This window comes from Streptomyces pratensis, from assembly GCF_037137275.1.
GTDB lineage: Bacteria > Actinomycetota > Actinomycetes > Streptomycetales > Streptomycetaceae > Streptomyces > Streptomyces pratensis_B.
The window spans coordinates 19,597-38,784 of the sequence record NZ_JBBBEN010000103.1; the positions used below are offsets into that span (position 1 = coordinate 19,597).

The window sequence follows — 19,188 nt, forward strand, 5'->3', positions numbered from 1 at the left end:
CCCCGGCCGCGTTCCGAGAGGCGGGGGCAGGGGCGGGGCGCCCCGCCGGCGGGCGGTGGACGTGAGCCCGTCGGCGAGCTGAGGCGGTCCTGACGCGCGAGGGGCGGGTGCGCCGCCATCGGGGCGGCAGCTCCTCTGGGCCCGCTGCCGGGCGGCGTGCCGGGGCGGCTGTTCCGTAGCGCCGAGGGCGGGCCCGGCCTCGGCGGTGGGCCGGACGGCCTGTCGGCACTCCTACGTGCCTGTTCGCGCGGGGACCCGGCGCTGCGGCCCGTGCCGCGGGGGCGCGCAGAGGCGACTGCGGGGCGTGGCCCCGCCGGGAGAGGGTCGCGGGCGACTGCGGTGGTGCGCGGCTCCTGCTGGGCTTCGACGCTCCGGCGGCCGGTGCGGGCCGGCCGAAGCGCGCGAGCCGCGTCGGTGCACCCGGCCCGCCGGGACGGGGGCCGGCTCGTCCCTGCTCCGGTGGGGCCTGACGAGACCGGCCCCGATGTCCGCTGCCGACTGTCCCCACGGTCTCGTCCCCGGTCAGCCATGGTGGACGGCCGCGTCGTGGAGTACGGAAGTCTCGACGGCTCCCGGTCGGGCGCCCGAGCGGAACAGCCCCTGACCCGGCCCCCGGCCCCTGGCCCCTGCCGGGGCCCGCGCGGCCCCGGGGGACTGGCCCGTCCGCCCGCCGTGGAGGGTCACCGCGGGCCGGGGGAGCCGACGGCGAGGCGCTCGCCGCCCAGTTCCACGGCCGCGCAGCGCCAGCGCCGGTCGTCGCCCTGCTCCAGACGGAAGGCCATCGCCCGGACCCGGTCCCCCTCCGCGATGCTGGCGAAGGCCTCCACCACGCCCGTGGCGGGCTGGGCCCCGCGGCAGTGGCGCAGCACGGGACGACTGCCCCGGGCGGCCCCCGGCGGCGCGCTCGGGGCCAGCTCGGCGAGCTGGTCGTAGGCGTCGCCGACCGTGTGGCCGAGCATCCAGTGCACCGGTCGCTGGCCGCTGAGGACCGCGAGCAGGCGCTCGGCGAACCACTGGTGGGGCCGCGGCGGCCGCTGCGCCGTCCGGCGCGACCGCTGCGGGGGTACTGACCGAGGGCCGCGCTGGTCGCGGCGGCCGGCGGGCCTCGTCCTGTCCGTGCTCATGCTTCGCCCCCGTTGACCGGGCCCGGTATCTACCGGGCGGTAACTCCTGTTGGGGATCTTCTACGGGGGCGGTCGTCAGCGCCGCAAGGGGCCTCGCGGCGCCGCTCGGCGCGGGGCACGTTCACCTATCAGTGGCACGGCCCTTGTGCGGCAAGGGAACCGGTGGGGGTGACGGGCCGTACGCGGTGGACGGAAGACCCCGGTTGCCGAAACCCGAAAGGGGACGTTCCCACGTATCCTGAGGGCGTTCTCCCCCTACGAAAGCGGCTGCCATGCGCGTGTACGTCCCCCTGACCCTCTCCGGTCTCGCAGCGGCGCAGGGTGCGGGCGAGGTCGGCCCCGGGCCGCTGACGGCATACGCGGTGACCCCCGGGCTGCGCGAGTGGTACGTCTCCGACGACATCGAGGAGCTGGAGTACGCGGCGCTCAACCGGGCCGCCGCCGCCTCGCTCAGGTTGATCGCCCAGAGCCCGGACGATGCGCGGCGACGGGTCGTCCTCGCCCTCGACGTGCCGGACGGGGCGGCTGTCGCCGACCCCGGCCACGGGCTGGACGCGTCGTCCATCGGGGAGGTGCGGATCGCCAGGGCGCTGCCGCTGGCCAAGGCGGCCGCGGTGCACGTGGACGCCGAGGACGCCGGGCAGGACGTGGCGGCCGCCGCGGCGGCGCTGGAGGCGGCGGACCGGGGCGACGACGACGCGCGGTTCACCGTGGACGGCGCGGAGGACCACGAGCTGCTCTGGTTCGGCGTCCAGGAGATCCCGCAGCTCATCGGCTGAGGGAGGGCGCTGTCGGACCCGGCGGGTATTTTCTCCCTATGACTTCCGGGACGACACGCACGCATCTGGTCTGGGACTGGAACGGCACGCTGCTCGACGACATGCAGGCCGTCGTGCACGCGACGAACGCCGCGTTCGCGGAAGTCGGTCTGGCGCCGGTCACGCTGGAGCGGTACCGCGAGATGTACTGCATACCCATCCCGCGCTTCTACGAGCGGTTCCTGGGCTGGCAGCCCACAGAGGCCGAGTGGGAGCGGATGGACGCCGGCTTCCACCGGTACTACACCGAGCAGCGGGTGGCCTGCGGGCTCACCGCGGGGGCCGAGGAGCTGCTGACCGGGTGGCAGCGGGCCGGGCGCAGTCAGTCCCTGCTGAGCATGTACGGGCACGAGCAGCTGGTGCCCGCGGTGCGCGGGTACGGCATCGAGCCGCGCTTCGTCCGCGTCGACGGGCGCACGGGCCCGTCCGGCGGGAGCAAGGCGCTCCACATGGAGCGGCACTTCGCGGCACTGGCCGATGCCGCCGGCATCGCGCCGGAGCACTCGGTGGTCATCGGGGACGCGCTGGACGACGCGGTGGCAGCCGCCCACGTGGGAGCGCGGGCCGTGCTGTACACGGGGGGATCGCACAGCCGCCGCAGCCTGGAGGCGGCGGGCGTGCCGGTGGTGGACAGCCTGACCGAGGCGGTGGCGCTCGCGGAGACCTTCTCGCGGTGAGCGTGGACGCCCCGGGCGGCGCGCGGAGGCCCTCGCGACCGGCCGGGGCACGCGGACGCACCGGCCTGGACCGCCGGGGGCCGGGGTGCGGTGCGGCTCCAGGGCGGCGGTCTGCCGGGCTGTCGCGCTCCGGGTCGGCCGGCGCCGGCCTCGCGGGGCGGGCGGCCTCTCTCCTGCGGTGCGGACGGCCTGCCCCGGTTTCACGAGTGAGCGAAGCAGACGCGGCGCACTGTCCGGAACGTCAAAGTTCGGGGCGTTCTTTTGTGCATAAGCGGCTCATGACGGGCCGGGGTGGGGGAGAGATAGCCTGGTGCCGTGATCAGCGCGATACGCCTCGGGGGCAGCGAAGCCCCCGGCCGCCGCCCGGAGTGCCACCGCACCCGGGCGAACCGCGATCTCCCGACCCCGGATCTGCTGCCGAGAATCGCCAGTATGGTCCCGGGTATCTCTCGAAGCGGCATAGCGTCGACCCAGACCGGAAACCCTGTGTCGTGGCGGTACGCCGCTTTTCTCACCTACGTCACGCAACGGCGCGCGACAGGAGCCAGAGGACATGCAGACCAAGCTGGACGAAGCCAAGGCCGAGCTGCTCGCACGGGCCGCCAAGGTAGCTGACAACAGCCCGGGCGGTGGTGCCGGTGGCCCGGGGATCGCCCCCCGGTTGCAGGTCGCCGCCGGGGTCGGCGAAGGGGCCCGCCCCGGTCAGGACGCGGTGCTCGCCTACCTCCAGCGCTACTACCTCCACACGGCTCCGGAGGACCTCAACGGCCGCGATCCGGTCGACGTGTTCGGGGCCGCGGCCTCGCACTACCGGCTGGCCGAGAACCGTCCGCAGGGCACCGCGAACGTCCGGGTGCACACCCCGACGGTCGAGGAGAACGGCTGGACCTGCAGCCACTCCGTCGTCGAGGTCGTCACCGACGACATGCCGTTCCTGGTGGACTCCGTCACCAACGAGCTGTCCCGGCAGGGCCGTGGCATCCACGTCGTGATCCACCCGCAGGTCACCGTCCGCCGCGATATCGCCGGCAAGCTCATCGAGGTGCTCGCCGACGGCCCCGGCGTCCCGAAGGGCCTCACGTCCGGCAAGGGGGCCGACGCCGTCCGGGCCGAGCTGCCGCACGACGCGCTCGTCGAGTCCTGGATTCACGTCGAGATCGACCGCGAGACCGACCGCGCCGACCTCCAGCAGATCACCGCCGACCTGCTGCGCGTCCTCTCGGACGTCCGGGAGACCGTCGAGGACTGGGGGAAGATGCGCGACGCCGCCCTCCGGATCGCCGACGGCCTTCCCGGCGAGCCCCTGGACGACCTCGCGGAGGAGGAGGTCGAGGAGGCCCGCGAGCTGCTGCGCTGGCTGGCCGCCGACCACTTCACCTTCCTCGGCTACCGCGAGTACGAGCTGCGGGACAGCGACGCGCTGGCCGCCGTGCCCGGCACCGGGCTGGGCATCCTGCGCTCCGACCCGCACCACAGCGAGGACGAGGCCCACCCGGTCAGCCCGTCCTTCGGCCGGCTGCCCGCCGACGCCCGCGCCAAGGCCCGTGAGCACAAGCTCCTCGTCCTGACGAAGGCCAACAGCCGGGCCACCGTGCACCGGCCCAGCTATCTCGACTACGTCGGCGTGAAGAAGTTCGACGCCAAGGGCAACGTCGTCGGCGAGCGCCGCTTCCTCGGCCTGTTCTCCTCGGCCGCCTACACCGAGTCCGTGCGCCGGGTCCCCGTCATCCGCCGCAAGGTCGCCGAGGTCGTCGAGGGCGCGGGCTTCTCGTACAACAGCCACGACGGCCGCGACCTGCTCCAGATCCTGGAGACCTACCCGCGCGACGAGCTGTTCCAGACGCCCGTCGACCAGCTCCGCTCCATCGTCACCTCCGTGCTCTACCTCCAGGAGCGCCGCCGGCTGCGGCTCTACCTGCGCCAGGACGAGTACGGGCGCTACTACTCCGCGATCGTCTACCTGCCGCGCGACCGCTACACCACCGGCGTGCGCCTGCGGCTGATCGACATCCTCAAGGAGGAGCTGGGCGGAACCAGCGTCGACTTCACCGCCTGGAACACCGAATCGATTCTCTCCCGGCTGCACTTCGTCATCCGCGTCCCGCCGGGCACCGAGCTGCCGCACCTCACCGACGCCGACGCCGACCGCGTCGAGGCCCGTCTCGTCGAGGCCGCCCGGTCCTGGGCCGACGGCTTCCAGGAGGCGCTCACCGCAGAGCTGGGCGAGGAACGCGGCGCCGAACTCCAGCGCCAGTACGGCCACTCCTTCCCCGAGGGCTACAAGGCCGACCACTCACCGCGCGCCGCCGTCGCCGACCTGGTCCACCTGGAGACCCTCAGGAAGGACGAGAAGGACTTCGCGCTCAGCCTGTACGAGCCGGTCGGCGCGGGCCCCGGCGAGCGCCGTTTCAAGATCTACCGGACCGGCGAGCAGGTCTCGCTCTCCGCCGTCCTGCCCGCACTCCAGCAGCTCGGCGTCGAGGTCGTCGACGAACGCCCTTACGAGCTGCGCTGCGCGGACCGCACCCACGCCTGGGTCTACGACTTCGGTCTGCGGATGCCGCAGACCGACGGGGGCGGCGGACACCTCGCCGACGACGCCCGCACCCGCTTCCAGGACACCTTCGCGGCCGTCTGGCGGGGGCAGGCGGAGAACGACGGCTTCAACGCGCTGATCCTGAGCGCCGGTCTCAACTGGCGCCAGGCCATGGTCCTGCGCGCGTACGCCAAGTACCTGCGGCAGGCCGGTGCGACCTTCAGCCAGGACTACATGGAGTCCACGCTCCGTAACAACGTCCACACCACCCGGCTGCTCGTCTCGCTCTTCGAGGCCCGCATGTCGCCCGGCCGCCAGAGCGCGGGCACGGAGCTGACCGACGGCCTCCTCGAAGAGCTCGACGGGGCCCTGGACCAGGTCGCCTCGCTCGACGAGGACCGCATCCTGCGCTCCTTCCTCACCGTCATCAAGGCCACCCTGCGCACCAACTTCTTCCAGGCCGCCGAGGACGGGGCCCCGCACAGCTACGTGTCGATGAAGTTCGACCCGCAGGCCATCCCGGACCTGCCCGCGCCCCGCCCCGCGTTCGAGATCTGGGTCTACTCGCCGCGGGTGGAGGGCGTCCACCTGCGATTCGGCAAGGTCGCCCGCGGCGGCCTGCGGTGGTCCGACAGGCGGGAGGACTTCCGTACGGAGATCCTCGGCCTGGTCAAGGCGCAGATGGTGAAGAACACCGTCATCGTGCCGGTCGGCGCCAAGGGCGGTTTCGTCGCCAAGCAGCTGCCGGACCCGTCCGTCGACCGGGACGCCTGGTTGGCCGAGGGCATCGCCGCGTACCGCACCTTCATCTCGGCGCTCCTGGACATCACCGACAACATGGTGGCCGGCCAGGTCGTGCCGCCCGTCGACGTCGTCCGGCACGACGAGGACGACACCTACCTCGTCGTCGCGGCAGACAAGGGCACCGCGAGCTTCTCCGACATCGCCAACGAGGTCGCCGTCGCCTACGGCTTCTGGCTGGGCGACGCGTTCGCCTCCGGTGGTTCGGCGGGCTACGACCACAAGGGCATGGGCATCACCGCCCGCGGCGCGTGGGAGTCCGTCAAGCGGCACTTCCGGGAGCTGGGCCACGACACCCAGACCCAGGACTTCACGGTCGTCGGCGTCGGGGACATGTCCGGTGACGTCTTCGGCAACGGGATGCTGCTCTCCGAGCACATCCGGCTGGTCGCCGCGTTCGACCACCGGCACATCTTCCTCGACCCGAACCCGGACGCGGCGACCTCGTACGCAGAGCGCCGCAGGCTGTTCGACCTGCCCCGCAGCTCCTGGGCGGACTACGACACCGACCTGCTCTCCGCGGGCGGCGGCATCCACCCGCGCAGCGCCAAGTCCATCCCGCTCAACGCCCACCTCCGCGAGGCGCTCGGCATCAGCGGGCCGGTGACCAAGATGACCCCCGCCGAGCTGATGCAGGCCATCCTCAAGGCCCCCGTCGACCTCGTGTGGAACGGCGGCATCGGCACGTACGTCAAGGCCGCGTCCGAGTCGAACGCCGACGTCGGCGACAAGGCCAACGACGCGATCCGCGTCAACGGAGAGGACCTCCGGGCCAAGGTCGTCGGCGAGGGCGGCAACCTCGGAGCCACCCAGCTCGGCCGGATCGAGTTCGCCCGCAGCGGCGGCCGGATCAACACCGACGCGATCGACAACAGCGCCGGTGTGGACACCTCCGACCACGAGGTGAACATCAAGATCCTGCTCAACGGTCTGGTCCGGGACGGTGACATGACCGTCAAGCAGCGCAACAAGCTGCTCGCCGACATGACCGAGGAGGTCGGCGCGCTCGTCCTGCGCAACAACTACGCGCAGAACGTGGCGCTCTCCAACGCCGCGGCCCAGGCCCCGTCCCTGCTCCACGCCCAGCAGCGCTTCATGCGGCGGCTGGAGCGCGACGGACACCTCGACCGGGCGCTGGAGTTCCTGCCCGCCGACCGGCACGTCCGCGAGCTGCTGAGCAACAGCACGGGGCTCAGCCAGCCCGAGCTGGCGGTGCTGATCGCGTACACCAAGATCACGGCGGCCGACGAGCTGATCTCCACCGTCCTGCCGGACGATCCGCACCTGCAGAAGCTGGTGCACGCCTACTTCCCGAGCCAGCTGCGAGAGCGGTTCCCCGAGGCGGTCGACGGGCACGCGCTGCGCCGCGAGATCATCACGACCGTGCTGGTCAACGACACGGTGAACACCGCCGGTTCGACCTTCCTGCACCGGCTGCGCGAGGAGACCGGGGCGTCCATCGAGGAGATCGTGCGGGCCCAGTTCGCGGCGCGGGAGATCTTCGGCCTGTCCTCGGTGTGGGATGCGGTCGAGGCGCTCGACAACCGGGTCGCCGCGGACGTCCAGACCCGGATTCGGCTGCACTCGCGCCGACTGGTCGAGCGCGGTTCGCGCTGGCTGCTGGGCAACCGCCCGCAGCCGGTCGCCATCGCGGAGACCATCGAGGGGTTCCGGGACGGCGTCGAGCAGGTCTGGAGCGACCTGCCCAAGCTGCTCAGGGGCGCCGACCTGGACTGGTACCACTCGATCCTGGACGAGCTGACCTCCGCGGGCGTCCCGGACGAGCTGGCCGTGCGGGTGGCCGGGTTCTCCTCCGCCTTCCCGGCGCTGGACATCGTGGCCATCGCCGACCGCACGGGCAAGGAGCCGCTGGAGGTCGCCGAGGTGTACTACGACCTGGGGGACCGGCTGCGGATCACCCAGCTGATGGACCGGATCATCGAGTTGCCGCGGGCCGACCGCTGGCAGTCCATGGCCCGCGCCTCCATCCGCGAGGACCTGTACGCGGCGCACGCCGCGCTCACGTCGGACGTGCTGAGCGTGGGGAACGGGTCCTCCACCCCCGAGGAGCGGTTCCAGGCGTGGGAGGAGAAGAACGCGGCGATCCTGGCCCGGTCGCGCTCGACGCTGGAGGAGATCCAGAGCTCGGACGCGTTCGACCTCGCCAACCTGTCGGTCGCGATGCGGACGATGCGCACGCTGCTGCGTACGCACGCGTAGAGGTACGGACACGCCCGGGGGCCCGCGCCTGTGGNGGTGGCGCGGGCCCCCGGGCGTGGTGTCCCCCGGGCGCGAGGCACGCCACGCCCGGCGCCGGGCGGGGAGGCGGCCCGGTGCGCCGGACCGGGCTACGGGCGCTTGGTGAACGCCTCGTAGGCCGCCACCACGTCCTTCGCCGGACCGTCCATGCGCAGGGCGCCGGCCTCCAGCCAGAGGGCCCGGTCGCAGGTCTCGGTGATCGACTTGTTGCTGTGGCTGACCAGGAAGACCGTGCCCGCCTCTGCGCGCAGTTCCTCGATGCGGTCCTTGCTGCGGCGCTGGAACTTCGCGTCGCCCGTGGACAGCGCCTCGTCGATCAGCAGGACGTCGTGGCTCTTGGCGGCCGCGATGGAGAAGCGGAGCCGCGCGGCCATCCCCGAGGAGTAGGTGCGCATCGGCAGCGTGATGAAGTCGCCCTTCTCGTTGATGCCGGAGAAGTCGACGATCTCCTCGTAGCGGGCGCGGATCTGCTCCCGCGTCATGCCCATCGCGAGCCCGCCCAGCACCACGTTGCGCTCGCCGGTCAGATCGCCCATCAGCGCCGCGTTCACGCCGAGCAGCGCGGGCTGGCCCTGCGTGTGGACGCGGCCGCGGGCCGGCGGGAGCAGCCCCGCGACCGCCTTGAGCAGCGTCGACTTGCCGGAGCCGTTGGAGCCGATCAGGCCGATCGCCTCACCCCGGTAGGCGGCGAAGCTGACCCCCTTCACGGCGTGCACCGTGCGGGCGCCGGGGGGCCTGCGGCGGGAGGCGAGCCGGCTGAGCGCCGAGGCCGCGCTGGACCGGCCGGCCCGGGCGCCGTGAACCGTGTAGGTGATGTGGACGTCGTCCACGACGACGGTGGGGACCCGCTCGTCGCTCACGGGCGCGTCCGGGGAAGTCCGGGTCTCAGCCACGTCCGTACGTCTCCTCCGCCTTCCAGAAATACACGAAACCGGCCACCCCGCACACCAGCGCCCAACCCGCCGCGGCCGCCCACACATGCGGCGGCAGATGGGCTCCGGTGAAGCTGTCGATCAGGGCGTACCGCATCAGGTCGATGTAGAGGGCCGCCGGGTTGTACTCCAGCGCCACCAGCACCGCGTGCGGGACGCGGTCCCCCGCGAGCAGGCTGTCCAGGCTCCACATGACGCCGGACGAGTACATCCAGGTCCGCAGGACGAACGGCATCAGCTGGGCGATGTCCGGTGTGCGCGCGGTCAGCCGGGCCACGGCCATCGAGACGCCGGTGTTGAACAGGGCCTGGAGCGCCAGGGCCGGGACGGCCAGCAGCCAGGACGGCTGGGGGTACTGGCCGAAGACCAGCAGGATCAGGAACAGCGCCGCCAGCGAGAAGAGCAGCTGCTGCACCTGCTGGAGGGCCAGGGCCACCGGCAGCGAGGCGCGCGGGAAGTGCAGGGCCCGCACCAGCTGGATGTTCCCGCTGATGGCGCGCATCCCCGCGGTGATCGAACTGCTGGTGAAGGTCCAGATGAAGACCCCCGTGACCAGGAACGGGACGAAGTCCTCCACGCCGCGCCTGGTGTCCAGCAGGACGCCGAAGATGAAGTAGTAGACCGTCGCGTTGAGCAGCGGCGTCATGACCTGCCAGACCTGGCCGAGCTTGGCCTGGCTGTACTGCGCGGTCAGCTTGGCGGTGGCGAACGCGGTGATGAAGTGCCGACGGCCCCAGAGCTGTCGGACGTACGCGCCGAGCGTCGGCCGGGCCCCGCTCACAGTCAGGCCGTGCCGGGCGGCGAGCGCCGCCAGCTCGCCGGGCGCGTGGGCGGGGGCGGTGGAGCCCCTGGCGGGGGAGGGGCCGGCGGGAGGCGCGGGGCCCACCGGGGGCGGCGGAGCTGCTGTCTGGCTCACCACGATCGCTTTCGACGCAGGCGGAGAGGAGCGGACGGAACGATACGGTCCCGTAGGGACGCCCTCGTTGGGACGGGACCGTATCGTCGTAACGCTGAGAGTAGGACGCTTCCACGTCGCAACGCAACCGTTTCGTCGCGGCCGACTATCATGCGGCCCATGAGCACCGAACGGGGAACCCGCCGCCGCGCTCCCGCAGGCGCCGCCGTCCTGCGGGAGGACGTGACGGACGCCATCCGCGCCGCCGTCTTCGAGGAACTCGCCGCGGTCGGGTTCGCGCGGATGTCCATCGAGGGCATCGCCCGGCGGGCCGGGGTCGGCAAGACGGCTGTCTACCGCCGCTGGAAGTCCAAGCTGGCGCTCGTCCTCGACCTGGTCGCGGCCGTCGCCGCCCAGGGAATGCCCGCCCCGGCCACCGGTTCGCTCTACGGGGACGTGCGCGCCGTCCTCGAACTGGCCGCCTACGCGCTGCGCCACCCGGTCGCCTCGCAGGTCATCCCCGACCTGCTGGTGGAGGCGGCCCGCAACCCGGAGATCTCCGAGGCGATCAAGGCCGCCCTGCTCGACCAGCAGCAGGGCGTCGCCACCGTCGTCGTGCGGGAGGCGGTGGCGCGGGGCGAACTGCCCGAGGGCAGCGACCCGGACCGGGCGCTCGACCTGATCGTCGGCCCGCTCTACTGGCGTCTGGTCGTGGTCCGCGGGGACCTGCCGAAGGGCTACCTGGACGACCTGGCGGCCTCCGCGGTCGCCGCCCTCCGGCGCCCCTGAGCGGCCGCGCCCCCTCCCGGCGGCTCAGTCGGCCGCCGCCACGCGCGCCAGCACCTCGCCGGTGCGCGGGCCGAACGCCAGCACCGTGGCGTTCTCGGGCAGCCGCTGGAAGCGCGTCAGCAGCAGCCACCGCACCCCGTACCGCGCGGTGATCCTCTCCCGCCGGGCCTGCGGCGTCGACGCGGTGAGGTAGGCGGCGACCGCACGGCTCCGCTCGCGCCGCTCCGTGGGCGCGAGCCCCGCGTCCGGCAGCGCGTCGGCCAGGACGTACGCTCCGTGCCCCGCCAGCGCGTACATCGCCGGGCGGCTGTCCGTCAGGACCACCTCGCCCGCCGGGACGTGCGCGGTCGCCCAGGTGTACGGCTCCCCGGCTGCCCGCTTCCCCCCGATCTCCGGGGGGCCCGTGGTCCTGGCGTCGGCCGGGGTGCGCGGGGCGGTGAGCCCGTTGTAGTAGGGCCACAGCGCCGCCACGGTCACCGCGCACACGGCGGCGACCGCCCACCGCCGCAGGGACGGCCGGATGCGGGTCCGCTGCCGGACCGCGATCAGGGCGACGCACCCCACCGCCGCGCCCAGCGCCGTCGGCGGGTGGACCAGCAGGACCAGCCCGAGCAGCACCCCGATCCCCGCCGCGTCGCTCCACCGGGGTGTCCGGCCGGGCCGGGGGTCGCCGGGCCGGGGGGCGCGGGCGGCCGCGCGGCCGGTCCAGACCCACAGGTGCAGCGCGAGGGCGACCGCGAAGGTGCTCGGCGCGCTCCACCGGGCCGGGTCCGCCCAGTGGATCAGGGCCAGCGGCGCCAGCACCAGGACCGGCGCCCAGCGGTGCGGGGTGAGCAGCCGGGTGATCCGGCCGAGCCCGGAGAGCAGGAGCAGCAGGTTCGCAGAAGCGGCCAGCGCGACGACCGACGCCCCCGGAAGCCCGGTGGCGCGGGCGGCCACGCCCTGGAGGAGCGCGTACGGGGAGTAGTGGGCGCTCGCCACGGCGGGCAGGTCCGTCATCGGGAACGACGGGTGCAGCAGGTTCGCCCGCAGCCGCTCGACGACCGCCGCCTGGAGGCCGGTCTCGCAGCACAGCGGGGCCTGCCAGGCTGCGGCCGACAGCGCGGCCCACATCAGACCGCCCACCAGCAGGTAGGGCGACGGCAGCCACAGGGGCGGCCGCACGGCCTCGTCGGCTTCGGTCGCGGTGGCGGCGGGAGGGAGGTCGGACGGGGCGGAGGTATCGGGGGAGAGGGACACATCTGATGGGTTCCGTGCGCGGGCCCGGCTCTCCCCGCCGCCACTCGTCCGGGGGATTTCCGGACCCCGTCGGGAAGCCCGGCGCCCCTGGGGCTCTACCCCTCCGCGAGCAGGCGGTCCGCCACCCGCGCCGCCGCCCCTCCGTCGTCCAGGTCGCAGTAGTCGCGCCGGAAGCTCTCGTACGCGTCGGCGTGGCGGGCCGCCAGGGCTTTCGTGTCCCGCAGCGCCTGCGCCACCTCCTCCGTCGTCACCAGCAGCGGCCCCGGAGCCCGCGTCTCGAAGTCCAGGCAGAAGCCCCGGACGGTGTCGCGGTAGTGCTCCAGGTCGTACGTGTGGAAGAGCATCGGGCGGCCCGTCAGCGCGAAGTCGAACATCAGCCCCGCGTAGTCGGTGACCAGGACGTCGGCGACGAGGAGCAGCTCGGCGGCCCCGGGACGGTGCGAGACGTCGAGCACGCCCGGCCCGTCCTGGAGCCGGCCGGTCACCCGGGGGTGCCGGCGGACCAGGACGGTGTGGCCGGGGCCGAGCGCTCGCGCCAGGGCGTGCGGGTCCAGGGCCGGGTCCCAGCGGTACGGGCCGGGGACCGTGTGGTCGGCGGACGCGGCCGGGGGGTGCGCCAGGTGGGCGCGGTAGGTCGGTGCGCAGAGCACGACGCGCTCCTCCCGGGGCAGGCCGAGGACCCGCCGGAGCTCCTCGGCGGCCTTGTCGCGGTCGGGCGGGAACAACATGTCGTTGGCGGGCGAGCCGGCCTCCAGCACCTCGCCCCGGTATGCCAGGGACCGGCGCAGCCACGGGGTGGCGAAGCGGCTCGGGGAGATCAGCAGGGACCATTGGGCCGACCGGTGGGGCAGGGTGGCGAGGTGTTGGTGGTCGGCGTAGAGGGTGTCCGCCAGCCCGGTGCCGAAGCGGCCGAGCGGGGTGCCGTGCCAGGTCTGGAGGACGGTCTGCCCCGGCCGCCGCTCGAACCAGACGGGCAGGTGCGCGTCCGTGACGATCCGGCGGGAGCGGGCCAGCGCCTCGTACCAGGCGGGGCTGTGCACGGCGACGGCCCTCGCTCCGGGCGGTACGTCGGTGGTCCGGCCCGGGGAGCCGCCGGTGACCCACAGGTGTTCGGCGTCCGTGCCCCGGCGCACCAGCTCGGCGTGGACGGCGCGCGGGGAGTCGCCGCCCGCGTAGAGGATGCAATCGCGGAGCGCGGGGGAGGTGCGCCGGGGCGTGTAGTGCGCGGCGCGCAGCAGCCGCCTGCCGTACGCACTGCGCCCGGCGGTCGGCGTCGGCCCGCCGACGACCACGGTCAGCCGGTCGCCGTGCCGTCGCTCCAGGCTGAGCACGTCGTCGCCGCAGGGCAGCCGGGCGGCGGCGGAGGCCAGGACGCGCACCGGGTGGCCGTCCAGCCGGACGCCCCAGCGGCCCTCCGGAAGCCGCGGGTCGATCACCGCGGTGAACCGTCCCGCGGCCCAATCCACGGTGAGCTCCGCGACCGGGACCGTCTCGTGCAGGGTCTCGTGCCACAGGAGGAGGGCGGCGGGCCCCCCGGGGCGGAGCGGGAGCGGGCCCGGCGCCGCTCCGGTCGGGCCCGGCGGGCGCGGGTCCCGTTCCGTTCCGGACGGGTCCTGCGGGCGCCCGCCCCCGGGGGCGCACGGCCTCCTCTGTGCTCCCGCCGTGCCCCGCCGCGCTCCGCCGTACGTCCCCGAGACGCGCACGGCCCCCTCCGCCGTACGCTCCACGCGGTCGACGGCCGGCAGCTCCGCGAGGTCCAGGACCAGGTCGCCCGCCGCGTCCGCGTGGGCGGGCGGCGGCAGGTCGGGGGCGGCGGGCAGCGGGACGCGGGAGCCGTCGGCGAGGAGCAGCCCGATCCGCCACCGCTCACCGCTCTCCGCCTCGACCTCGCGGGGGGTCCGGCGCGGGGCCGGCGGTACGGCGGCGAGTTCGGTGAGCGGAATGCGCACGGTGAACGCCGCGCTGTCCGCGCCGCCCCCCCGCGCCTCTCCCGCGCCGCGCGGTGCGCCCGGGTCGTTCGACGGGTCTGCCCCGTGGACCACCGGGCAGGAGCGCTCGGCGGCCCCGTCGCGGGACAGCAGCAGGGCCGTCGGCCGGGGCCCGTGGAGGAGGCGGCCCGTCAGTTCCAGATCCTCGCCCTCCCCGTCCGCCGCGCGGACGGTCCGGTGCGACACGGCCAGGGCCCGGAGCGGGGAGACGGTCAGCCGCAGCCGGCCGGCCCGATGGTCGAGCACCGCCCGCCGCCCGTCGCCCAGGTCGTGCACGAGCGGCTGCTCCGCGCCCGCGTCCAGGGCCCGCACCGCCACCCGTCGGACCGCGCCCCTTCCGGCGAGCACCAGGCCGACGTACCAGCCGCGCCCTTCCGCTGCGGGCAGCCGGTCGGGGTCGAGGACCATCTCGAAGCCCGCGTGGTCGTAACCGTGCACCTCCTGACCGGAGTGCGCGGTCGCCTCCGGCGTGTACACGGAACGCACCGGCGCCGTGCGCACCCGCCGCCCGCCGACCGCCCGGACCACGCCCACGGTGAGCCGGCTCCGGGGCGAGGCGGCGGGCAGGTTGCGCAGATACGCGTACCCGCGCAGCCGCAGCTTCCCGTCCGCTCCCCAGCGCGCCTCCAGCAGCCGGGCCACCGCCGGAATGTCCGTGCGCGCGAGCCGGGCGCTCACGCCGTGCACGCCGGGGTACACCGCCCGCCGCCGGCCCGGCAGGCCCTCGACGGCGAAGGCGCCCGCGCCGTTGGCCCGCTCGAAGGCGAGCACCGTCAGCAGCTCCGCCGTCCTGCGCTCCCGCACCAGGGACCACTTGACGCGCAGCTGGGCCGGCAGCCCCTCCAGCACCCCGGGCCCCGCCCGGTCGAGGAAGGCCCCCGCCCCCTCCAGGAACATCGCCCGGTAGGCGTCGCCGCCCAGCGGCAGCCCGTCCAGGAAGTAACCGAAGTCGTCCCGCAGGCACGACGCGTCGTACACCCGCCGCTGCTCCGCGTCCCGTGCCCCGAGGAACGCGCTGACCTGCTCGCACGCGGCGATCCTGTCCCGTACGCCGGTGACGTCGGTGCGCCGCCGGGTGATCGAGCCCTCCCGCACCCGCCAGTAGTAGACGTGCTCGTGAAGGACGTCGACGGACCGGGCGAGGTGGTGCGCGGGGATCGTCACCGGGGCGTCCTCGTACAGCTTCCCCTCGGGGAAGGAGAGGGCGTGCCGGTCCCAGAAGGAGCGCCGGAACACCTTGTTCCACGCCACCCGGTCGGCCAGCAGACGCGGGTCGCGGGTGATGTGGGTGCGCGGCCGGGAGCCGGTCAGCCAGCGGTACTGCCAGGCCTGGTGCCGCCCCTGCCCGGTCAGCCGCCATACGTTGCCGGTCGCCAGGTCGGAGCCGGTCGACTCCAGCGAGGCCGTCATCCTCTCGTACGCGTCGTGGACGACGACGTCGTCGCTGTCGGCGAACGCCAGGTACGGCACGGTGGGGGTGGTGTGCCGGACACCGGTGTTGCGGGCGGCGCTCAGGCCGGCGTTGCGCTGCCGCACCAGGCGGAAGCGGCTGTCCTGGGCGGCGAAGTCCGCCGCGATCCGGGCGCTGCCGTCCGTCGAGCCGTCGTCGACGAGGACCACCTCGATCGCGGTGAGGGTCTGGTCCGCCACCGAGCGCAGGCAGTCCTCCAGATAGTCCTCGACGTTGTGGACCGGGACGACGACGCTGAGGAGTGGCTTCATGTCCTGGCCAACAGAGAGCGGGTCCCGGGGTCACCGGCGCTGCCCCGAACGGGTGAACACGGGCGGCCCGGCGGGCGGCGGCGGGACTACGCTCGGCTGCCATGCCCACCAGAGCTTCCGTGAAGCGGTTCGTCCGCGGGCAGGTCATGCGGGCCCTCTACCGCACCGACCTGCGCCGTCCGCTCGACCCCGGCCTCGCGGTCTACGGGGCGTACTGGAACCGGGGCGTCGCCTGCAACCCGGCCGCCGTCCACGCCAAGGCCCGCGAACTGGCCCCGCACATCAGGGGGGTGTGGGCCGTCTCCTCCCGGCACCGCGACCGGATGCCCCCGGGCGTGCCGTACGTCATCGAGGGCTCGCGCCCCTACTGGCGGGCCATGGCCACCGCCACCTACCTGGTCAACAACTCCAGCTTCCCCGGCGGTTTCACCAAGCGCCCCGGCCAGCGCTATCTCCAGACGCACCACGGGACCCCGCTCAAGACCATGGGCCTGGACCAGCGCCGCTACCCCGCACTCGCCCGGAAGACCGACTTCGGCAAGCTCGCCGCCCACGTCCGACAGTGGGACTTCAGCCTCTCCGCCAACCCGCACAGCACCGAGGTCTGGGACCGGGTCTACCCCGCTCCGCCCGACGGTGAGCCGTACGAGCACCTGAACCTCGGCTACCCGCGCAACGACGTCTACTTCACCGCCACCGCCGAGGACATCGCGCGCGTCCGTGCCCGCCTGGGCATCGCGGAGGGGCGGACCGTCCTGCTGTACGCCCCGACCCACCGCGACTACCGCACCGGCTTCGTGCCCGACCTCGATCCGGGGCGACTGGCCCGTGAACTGGGCCCCGCCTACGTGCTGTTGGTGCGCGCCCACTACTTCTACGGGCGCTTTGCCGAGGGGGGCGGGGCGCGAGAGGGGCAGGTGCTCGACGTCACGGCGCACCCCCGGGTCGAGGAACTGTGCCTGGCCGCCGACGCGTTGATCGGCGACTACTCCTCCCTGACGTTCGACTACGCCTGCCTCGACCGCCCGATCGTCACGTACGCGCCCGACTGGGGCGCCTACCGGGCCGCCCGCGGGACCTACTTCGACCTGCTTTCCGGCCGCCCGGGTGACACGCCCGGCACTGTCGCCACCACCCCGGACGAGCTGGTCGAGGCCTTCCGGAGCGGGGAGTGGCGGTCCCCGGGCGCCGCGGCGCTGCGCGCGGCGTTCCGGGCGCGGTTCTGCCCGTACGACGACGGGCGCGCGGCGGAACGGGTGGTCCGGCGGTTCTTCGACGGGGCGGGCTGAGGACTCGCCGCAGGCCTCCGGCGAGCCGGGGTGCGGGCAGGCGCGGTGGGGCGGGCGGGGGTGACCCGAGTGGCCGAGGGTGGCCGCGGGCCGCCGACTCCTGAGCCCGGCACGGTCGTTGTGCCCGGCAGCCCATCCACCCCCGATGTCGGGAGACGCCCATGCACCGGTCCGCCTACGAGCAGATGGAACTCTGCGTCAAGGAGTACCTGCCCGCCGAGGGGCCCGCGACCGGCCGCTACCGCGTCGTCGACCTCGGCTCCCGCATCTCCGGCCACCAGTCCCGCACCCACCGCTCCCTGCTGGCCGGCCACCCCGTCGACTACTGCGGGGTCGATGTGCGGGAGGGCCCCAACGTGGACGCGGTGATGGCGAAGCCGTACCGCATCCCCGCCCGCTCCAACAGCGCCGACCTCGTCCTCTCCGGTCAGGCGTTCGAGCACATCCCGTTCTTCTGGGCGACGATGCTGGAGATCGCCCGGGTCCTCAAGCCGGGCGGCCACGCCTTCATCACCGCACCCTCCCGCGGCCACGTCCACGACGCCCAGGACTGCTGGCGCTACTACCCCGACGGCTTCCGCGCGCTCGCCGCGCACGCCCGCCTGGAACTGCGCGAGGCCTACACCGACTTCCCGCCCCTCAAGGGCATCTGGCACGACTACCGGGCCATCGACCGAGCGGCGGCCTACTGGGGCGACTCCGTCGGCGTCTTCCGCAAACCGCGGCGCTACCCCCGGCTCACGATGTTCGCCGTCCGGGAGCTGGCGGTGTGGTGGGCCAACCGGGCCGGCGGCGTGGACGGGGTCCCGCTGCCCCGGCCGGTGGACGGGCGCGAGCGATGCGGCAGGCCAGAGCCCACCGCGGTACCGGAACAGAGCCCCGTACCGGAGCAGGCCCCCGTGGTGGCCCGTGCGCCGGAACGCAAGCCCGCGCGTACCGAGCCGGGCGGCTGAGGGCGAGCGCGCCGGCGGGATCAATGGCAGGTTGACGAAAGATGACATGCGGCGCAAACCGCGCGTACTGTCCCGCAGCATGGCTTGGCGCAACGCCGTCAACGGCGTCCTTCAGCAGCTCACCGGATACCAGCTCAGGCGCGTCACGGTGCCCGCCGCCCGCACGGCCCCGGCCGGCCTCGCGCCGGCTCCGGCCGCAGCGCCCGCACCCGACCCCGCTCCCTCCCCCTCCGCGACGGCGCAGAAGGCGAAGCCGAAGCCCGCCCTCGTCTTCCCGGAGGACTACGACGACGAGGCGAAGGACATCATCCGGGCGGTCAAGCCGTACTCGATGACCTCGCCGGAGCGGCTCAACGCCTTCATCCTCGCCACCCGTCACGTCGCCCGCCACGCCATCCCCGGAGCCATCGTCGAATGCGGCGTCTGGCGCGGCGGCTCCATGCAGGCCTGCGCCCGCACCCTGTTGTCCGTCGGGGACACCGAACGCGAGCTGTACCTCTTCGACACCTACGAGGGCATGACGCCGCCCACCGCGGAGGACCTGCGGCGCGACGGCCGCCCGGCGCAGGAGCTGCTGGACGCCCAGGGCAAGGACCGGCCGATCTGGGCGGTCGCCTCGCTGGAGGACGTCAAGGCGGGGTTCGAGCAGGTCCCCTACCCGCCTGAGCGCGTGCACTACGTGCGGGGCCGGGTCGAGGACACGGTCCCCGGGCAGGCCCCGGAGCAGATCTCGATCCTGCGCCTTGACACCGACTGGTACGCCTCCACGCAGCACGAACTGGAGCACCTGTACTCCCGGTTGGTCAGCGGCGGGGTCCTCCTGATCGACGACTACGGCTACTGGCAGGGCTCGCGGCAGGCGGTCGACGAGTTCCTCGACAAGACCGGCGAGCGGCTGCTGCTGCTGCGCATGGACGAGGGCCGGATCGCCGTCAAACCCTGACGCGCGTCCTGCCCGCGACGACGAGCCCCGTGCCCTCGGCGGTACGGGGCTCGTCGTCCGCGCGCCCCGGGACCGCGTCAGGCATCCTTCCGGCGTCACCCGAACGGCTCCCCTCGGGTGACCGGGGCCCGCGAGACGGGTTGTACCCCGTGGCCCCCACGGCGCCCTTCACCTTCCGTGAGCCCGGGGCCTCTTGACGCCCACCGCCCCTGATGTCGTCCGC

The 19,188-nt window shown here is 74.0% G+C and carries 12 protein-coding genes; 7 read left to right on the forward strand and 5 right to left on the reverse strand.

Annotation, left to right across the window (positions count from 1 at the left end; all coding sequences use genetic code 11):
* Positions 1-680: 680 nt before the first annotated feature.
* Positions 681-1,124, reverse strand: coding sequence for an Rv3235 family protein (locus V9U70_RS29300; protein ID WP_336680178.1), 444 nt, complete (start codon positions 1,122-1,124; stop codon positions 681-683).
* Positions 1,125-1,396: 272 nt separating this feature from the next.
* On the opposite strand from V9U70_RS29300, the gene V9U70_RS29305 reads away from it, so the two are divergent.
* The 3 genes from V9U70_RS29305 (at position 1,397) to V9U70_RS29315 (ending at position 8,176) form a co-directional block, all read left to right on the forward strand.
* The gene (locus V9U70_RS29305; protein ID WP_336680180.1) at positions 1,397-1,903 is read left to right on the forward strand and encodes a DUF6912 family protein; all 507 of its coding nucleotides are present in this window, start codon (positions 1,397-1,399) and stop codon (positions 1,901-1,903) included.
* Positions 1,904-1,941: 38 nt separating this feature from the next.
* Positions 1,942-2,619, forward strand: a complete 678-nt coding sequence (locus tag V9U70_RS29310; protein WP_336680182.1) for an HAD family hydrolase — start codon at positions 1,942-1,944, stop codon at positions 2,617-2,619.
* Positions 2,620-3,172: 553 nt separating this feature from the next.
* Positions 3,173-8,176, forward strand: coding sequence for an NAD-glutamate dehydrogenase (locus V9U70_RS29315; RefSeq protein ID WP_336680184.1), 5,004 nt, complete (start codon positions 3,173-3,175; stop codon positions 8,174-8,176).
* 128 nt (positions 8,177-8,304) lie between these two features.
* Here the strand turns inward: V9U70_RS29315 and V9U70_RS29320 are convergent, their stop codons facing one another.
* The gene (locus V9U70_RS29320) at positions 8,305-9,108 is read right to left on the reverse strand and encodes an ABC transporter ATP-binding protein (RefSeq protein ID WP_419724049.1); all 804 of its coding nucleotides are present in this window, start codon (positions 9,106-9,108) and stop codon (positions 8,305-8,307) included.
* Complete coding sequence (locus tag V9U70_RS29325) at positions 9,101-10,066, reverse strand: ABC transporter permease (protein WP_419724050.1); 966 nt, start codon at positions 10,064-10,066, stop codon at positions 9,101-9,103. Before V9U70_RS29325 ends, V9U70_RS29320 begins: the two co-directional genes overlap by 8 nt.
* A gap of 156 nt (positions 10,067-10,222) precedes the next feature.
* On the opposite strand from V9U70_RS29325, the gene V9U70_RS29330 reads away from it, so the two are divergent.
* Positions 10,223-10,831: a TetR/AcrR family transcriptional regulator gene (locus tag V9U70_RS29330; RefSeq protein WP_336680186.1), complete on the forward strand. Its 609-nt coding sequence runs from the start codon at positions 10,223-10,225 to the stop codon at positions 10,829-10,831.
* Between the two features lie 24 nt (positions 10,832-10,855).
* On the opposite strand, the gene V9U70_RS29335 is transcribed toward V9U70_RS29330, so the two are convergent.
* Together V9U70_RS29335 and V9U70_RS29340 are read right to left on the reverse strand one after the other, a co-directional pair.
* On the reverse strand, positions 10,856-12,070 hold the full coding sequence (locus V9U70_RS29335; RefSeq protein ID WP_336680188.1) for a hypothetical protein: 1,215 nt from the start codon (positions 12,068-12,070) through the stop codon (positions 10,856-10,858).
* Between the two features lie 95 nt (positions 12,071-12,165).
* Positions 12,166-15,780, reverse strand: a complete 3,615-nt coding sequence (locus tag V9U70_RS29340; protein WP_336680189.1) for a CDP-glycerol glycerophosphotransferase family protein — start codon at positions 15,778-15,780, stop codon at positions 12,166-12,168.
* Between the two features lie 101 nt (positions 15,781-15,881).
* Here V9U70_RS29340 and V9U70_RS29345 point away from each other — a divergent pair, with 101 nt between their 5' ends.
* The 3 genes from V9U70_RS29345 (at position 15,882) to V9U70_RS29355 (ending at position 18,965) form a co-directional block, all read left to right on the forward strand.
* Positions 15,882-17,069 (forward strand): CDP-glycerol glycerophosphotransferase family protein, encoded by a 1,188-nt coding sequence (locus V9U70_RS29345; protein WP_336680191.1) that lies wholly within the window; start codon positions 15,882-15,884, stop codon positions 17,067-17,069.
* Between the two features lie 161 nt (positions 17,070-17,230).
* Entirely contained in the window at positions 17,231-18,022 is a 792-nt protein-coding gene (locus V9U70_RS29350; RefSeq protein ID WP_336680193.1) for a methyltransferase domain-containing protein, read from the forward strand.
* A 46-nt stretch (positions 18,023-18,068) separates the two neighbouring features.
* Positions 18,069-18,965 (forward strand): TylF/MycF/NovP-related O-methyltransferase, encoded by an 897-nt coding sequence (locus V9U70_RS29355; RefSeq protein ID WP_336680194.1) that lies wholly within the window; start codon positions 18,069-18,071, stop codon positions 18,963-18,965.
* Positions 18,966-19,188: the final 223 nt, after the last annotated feature.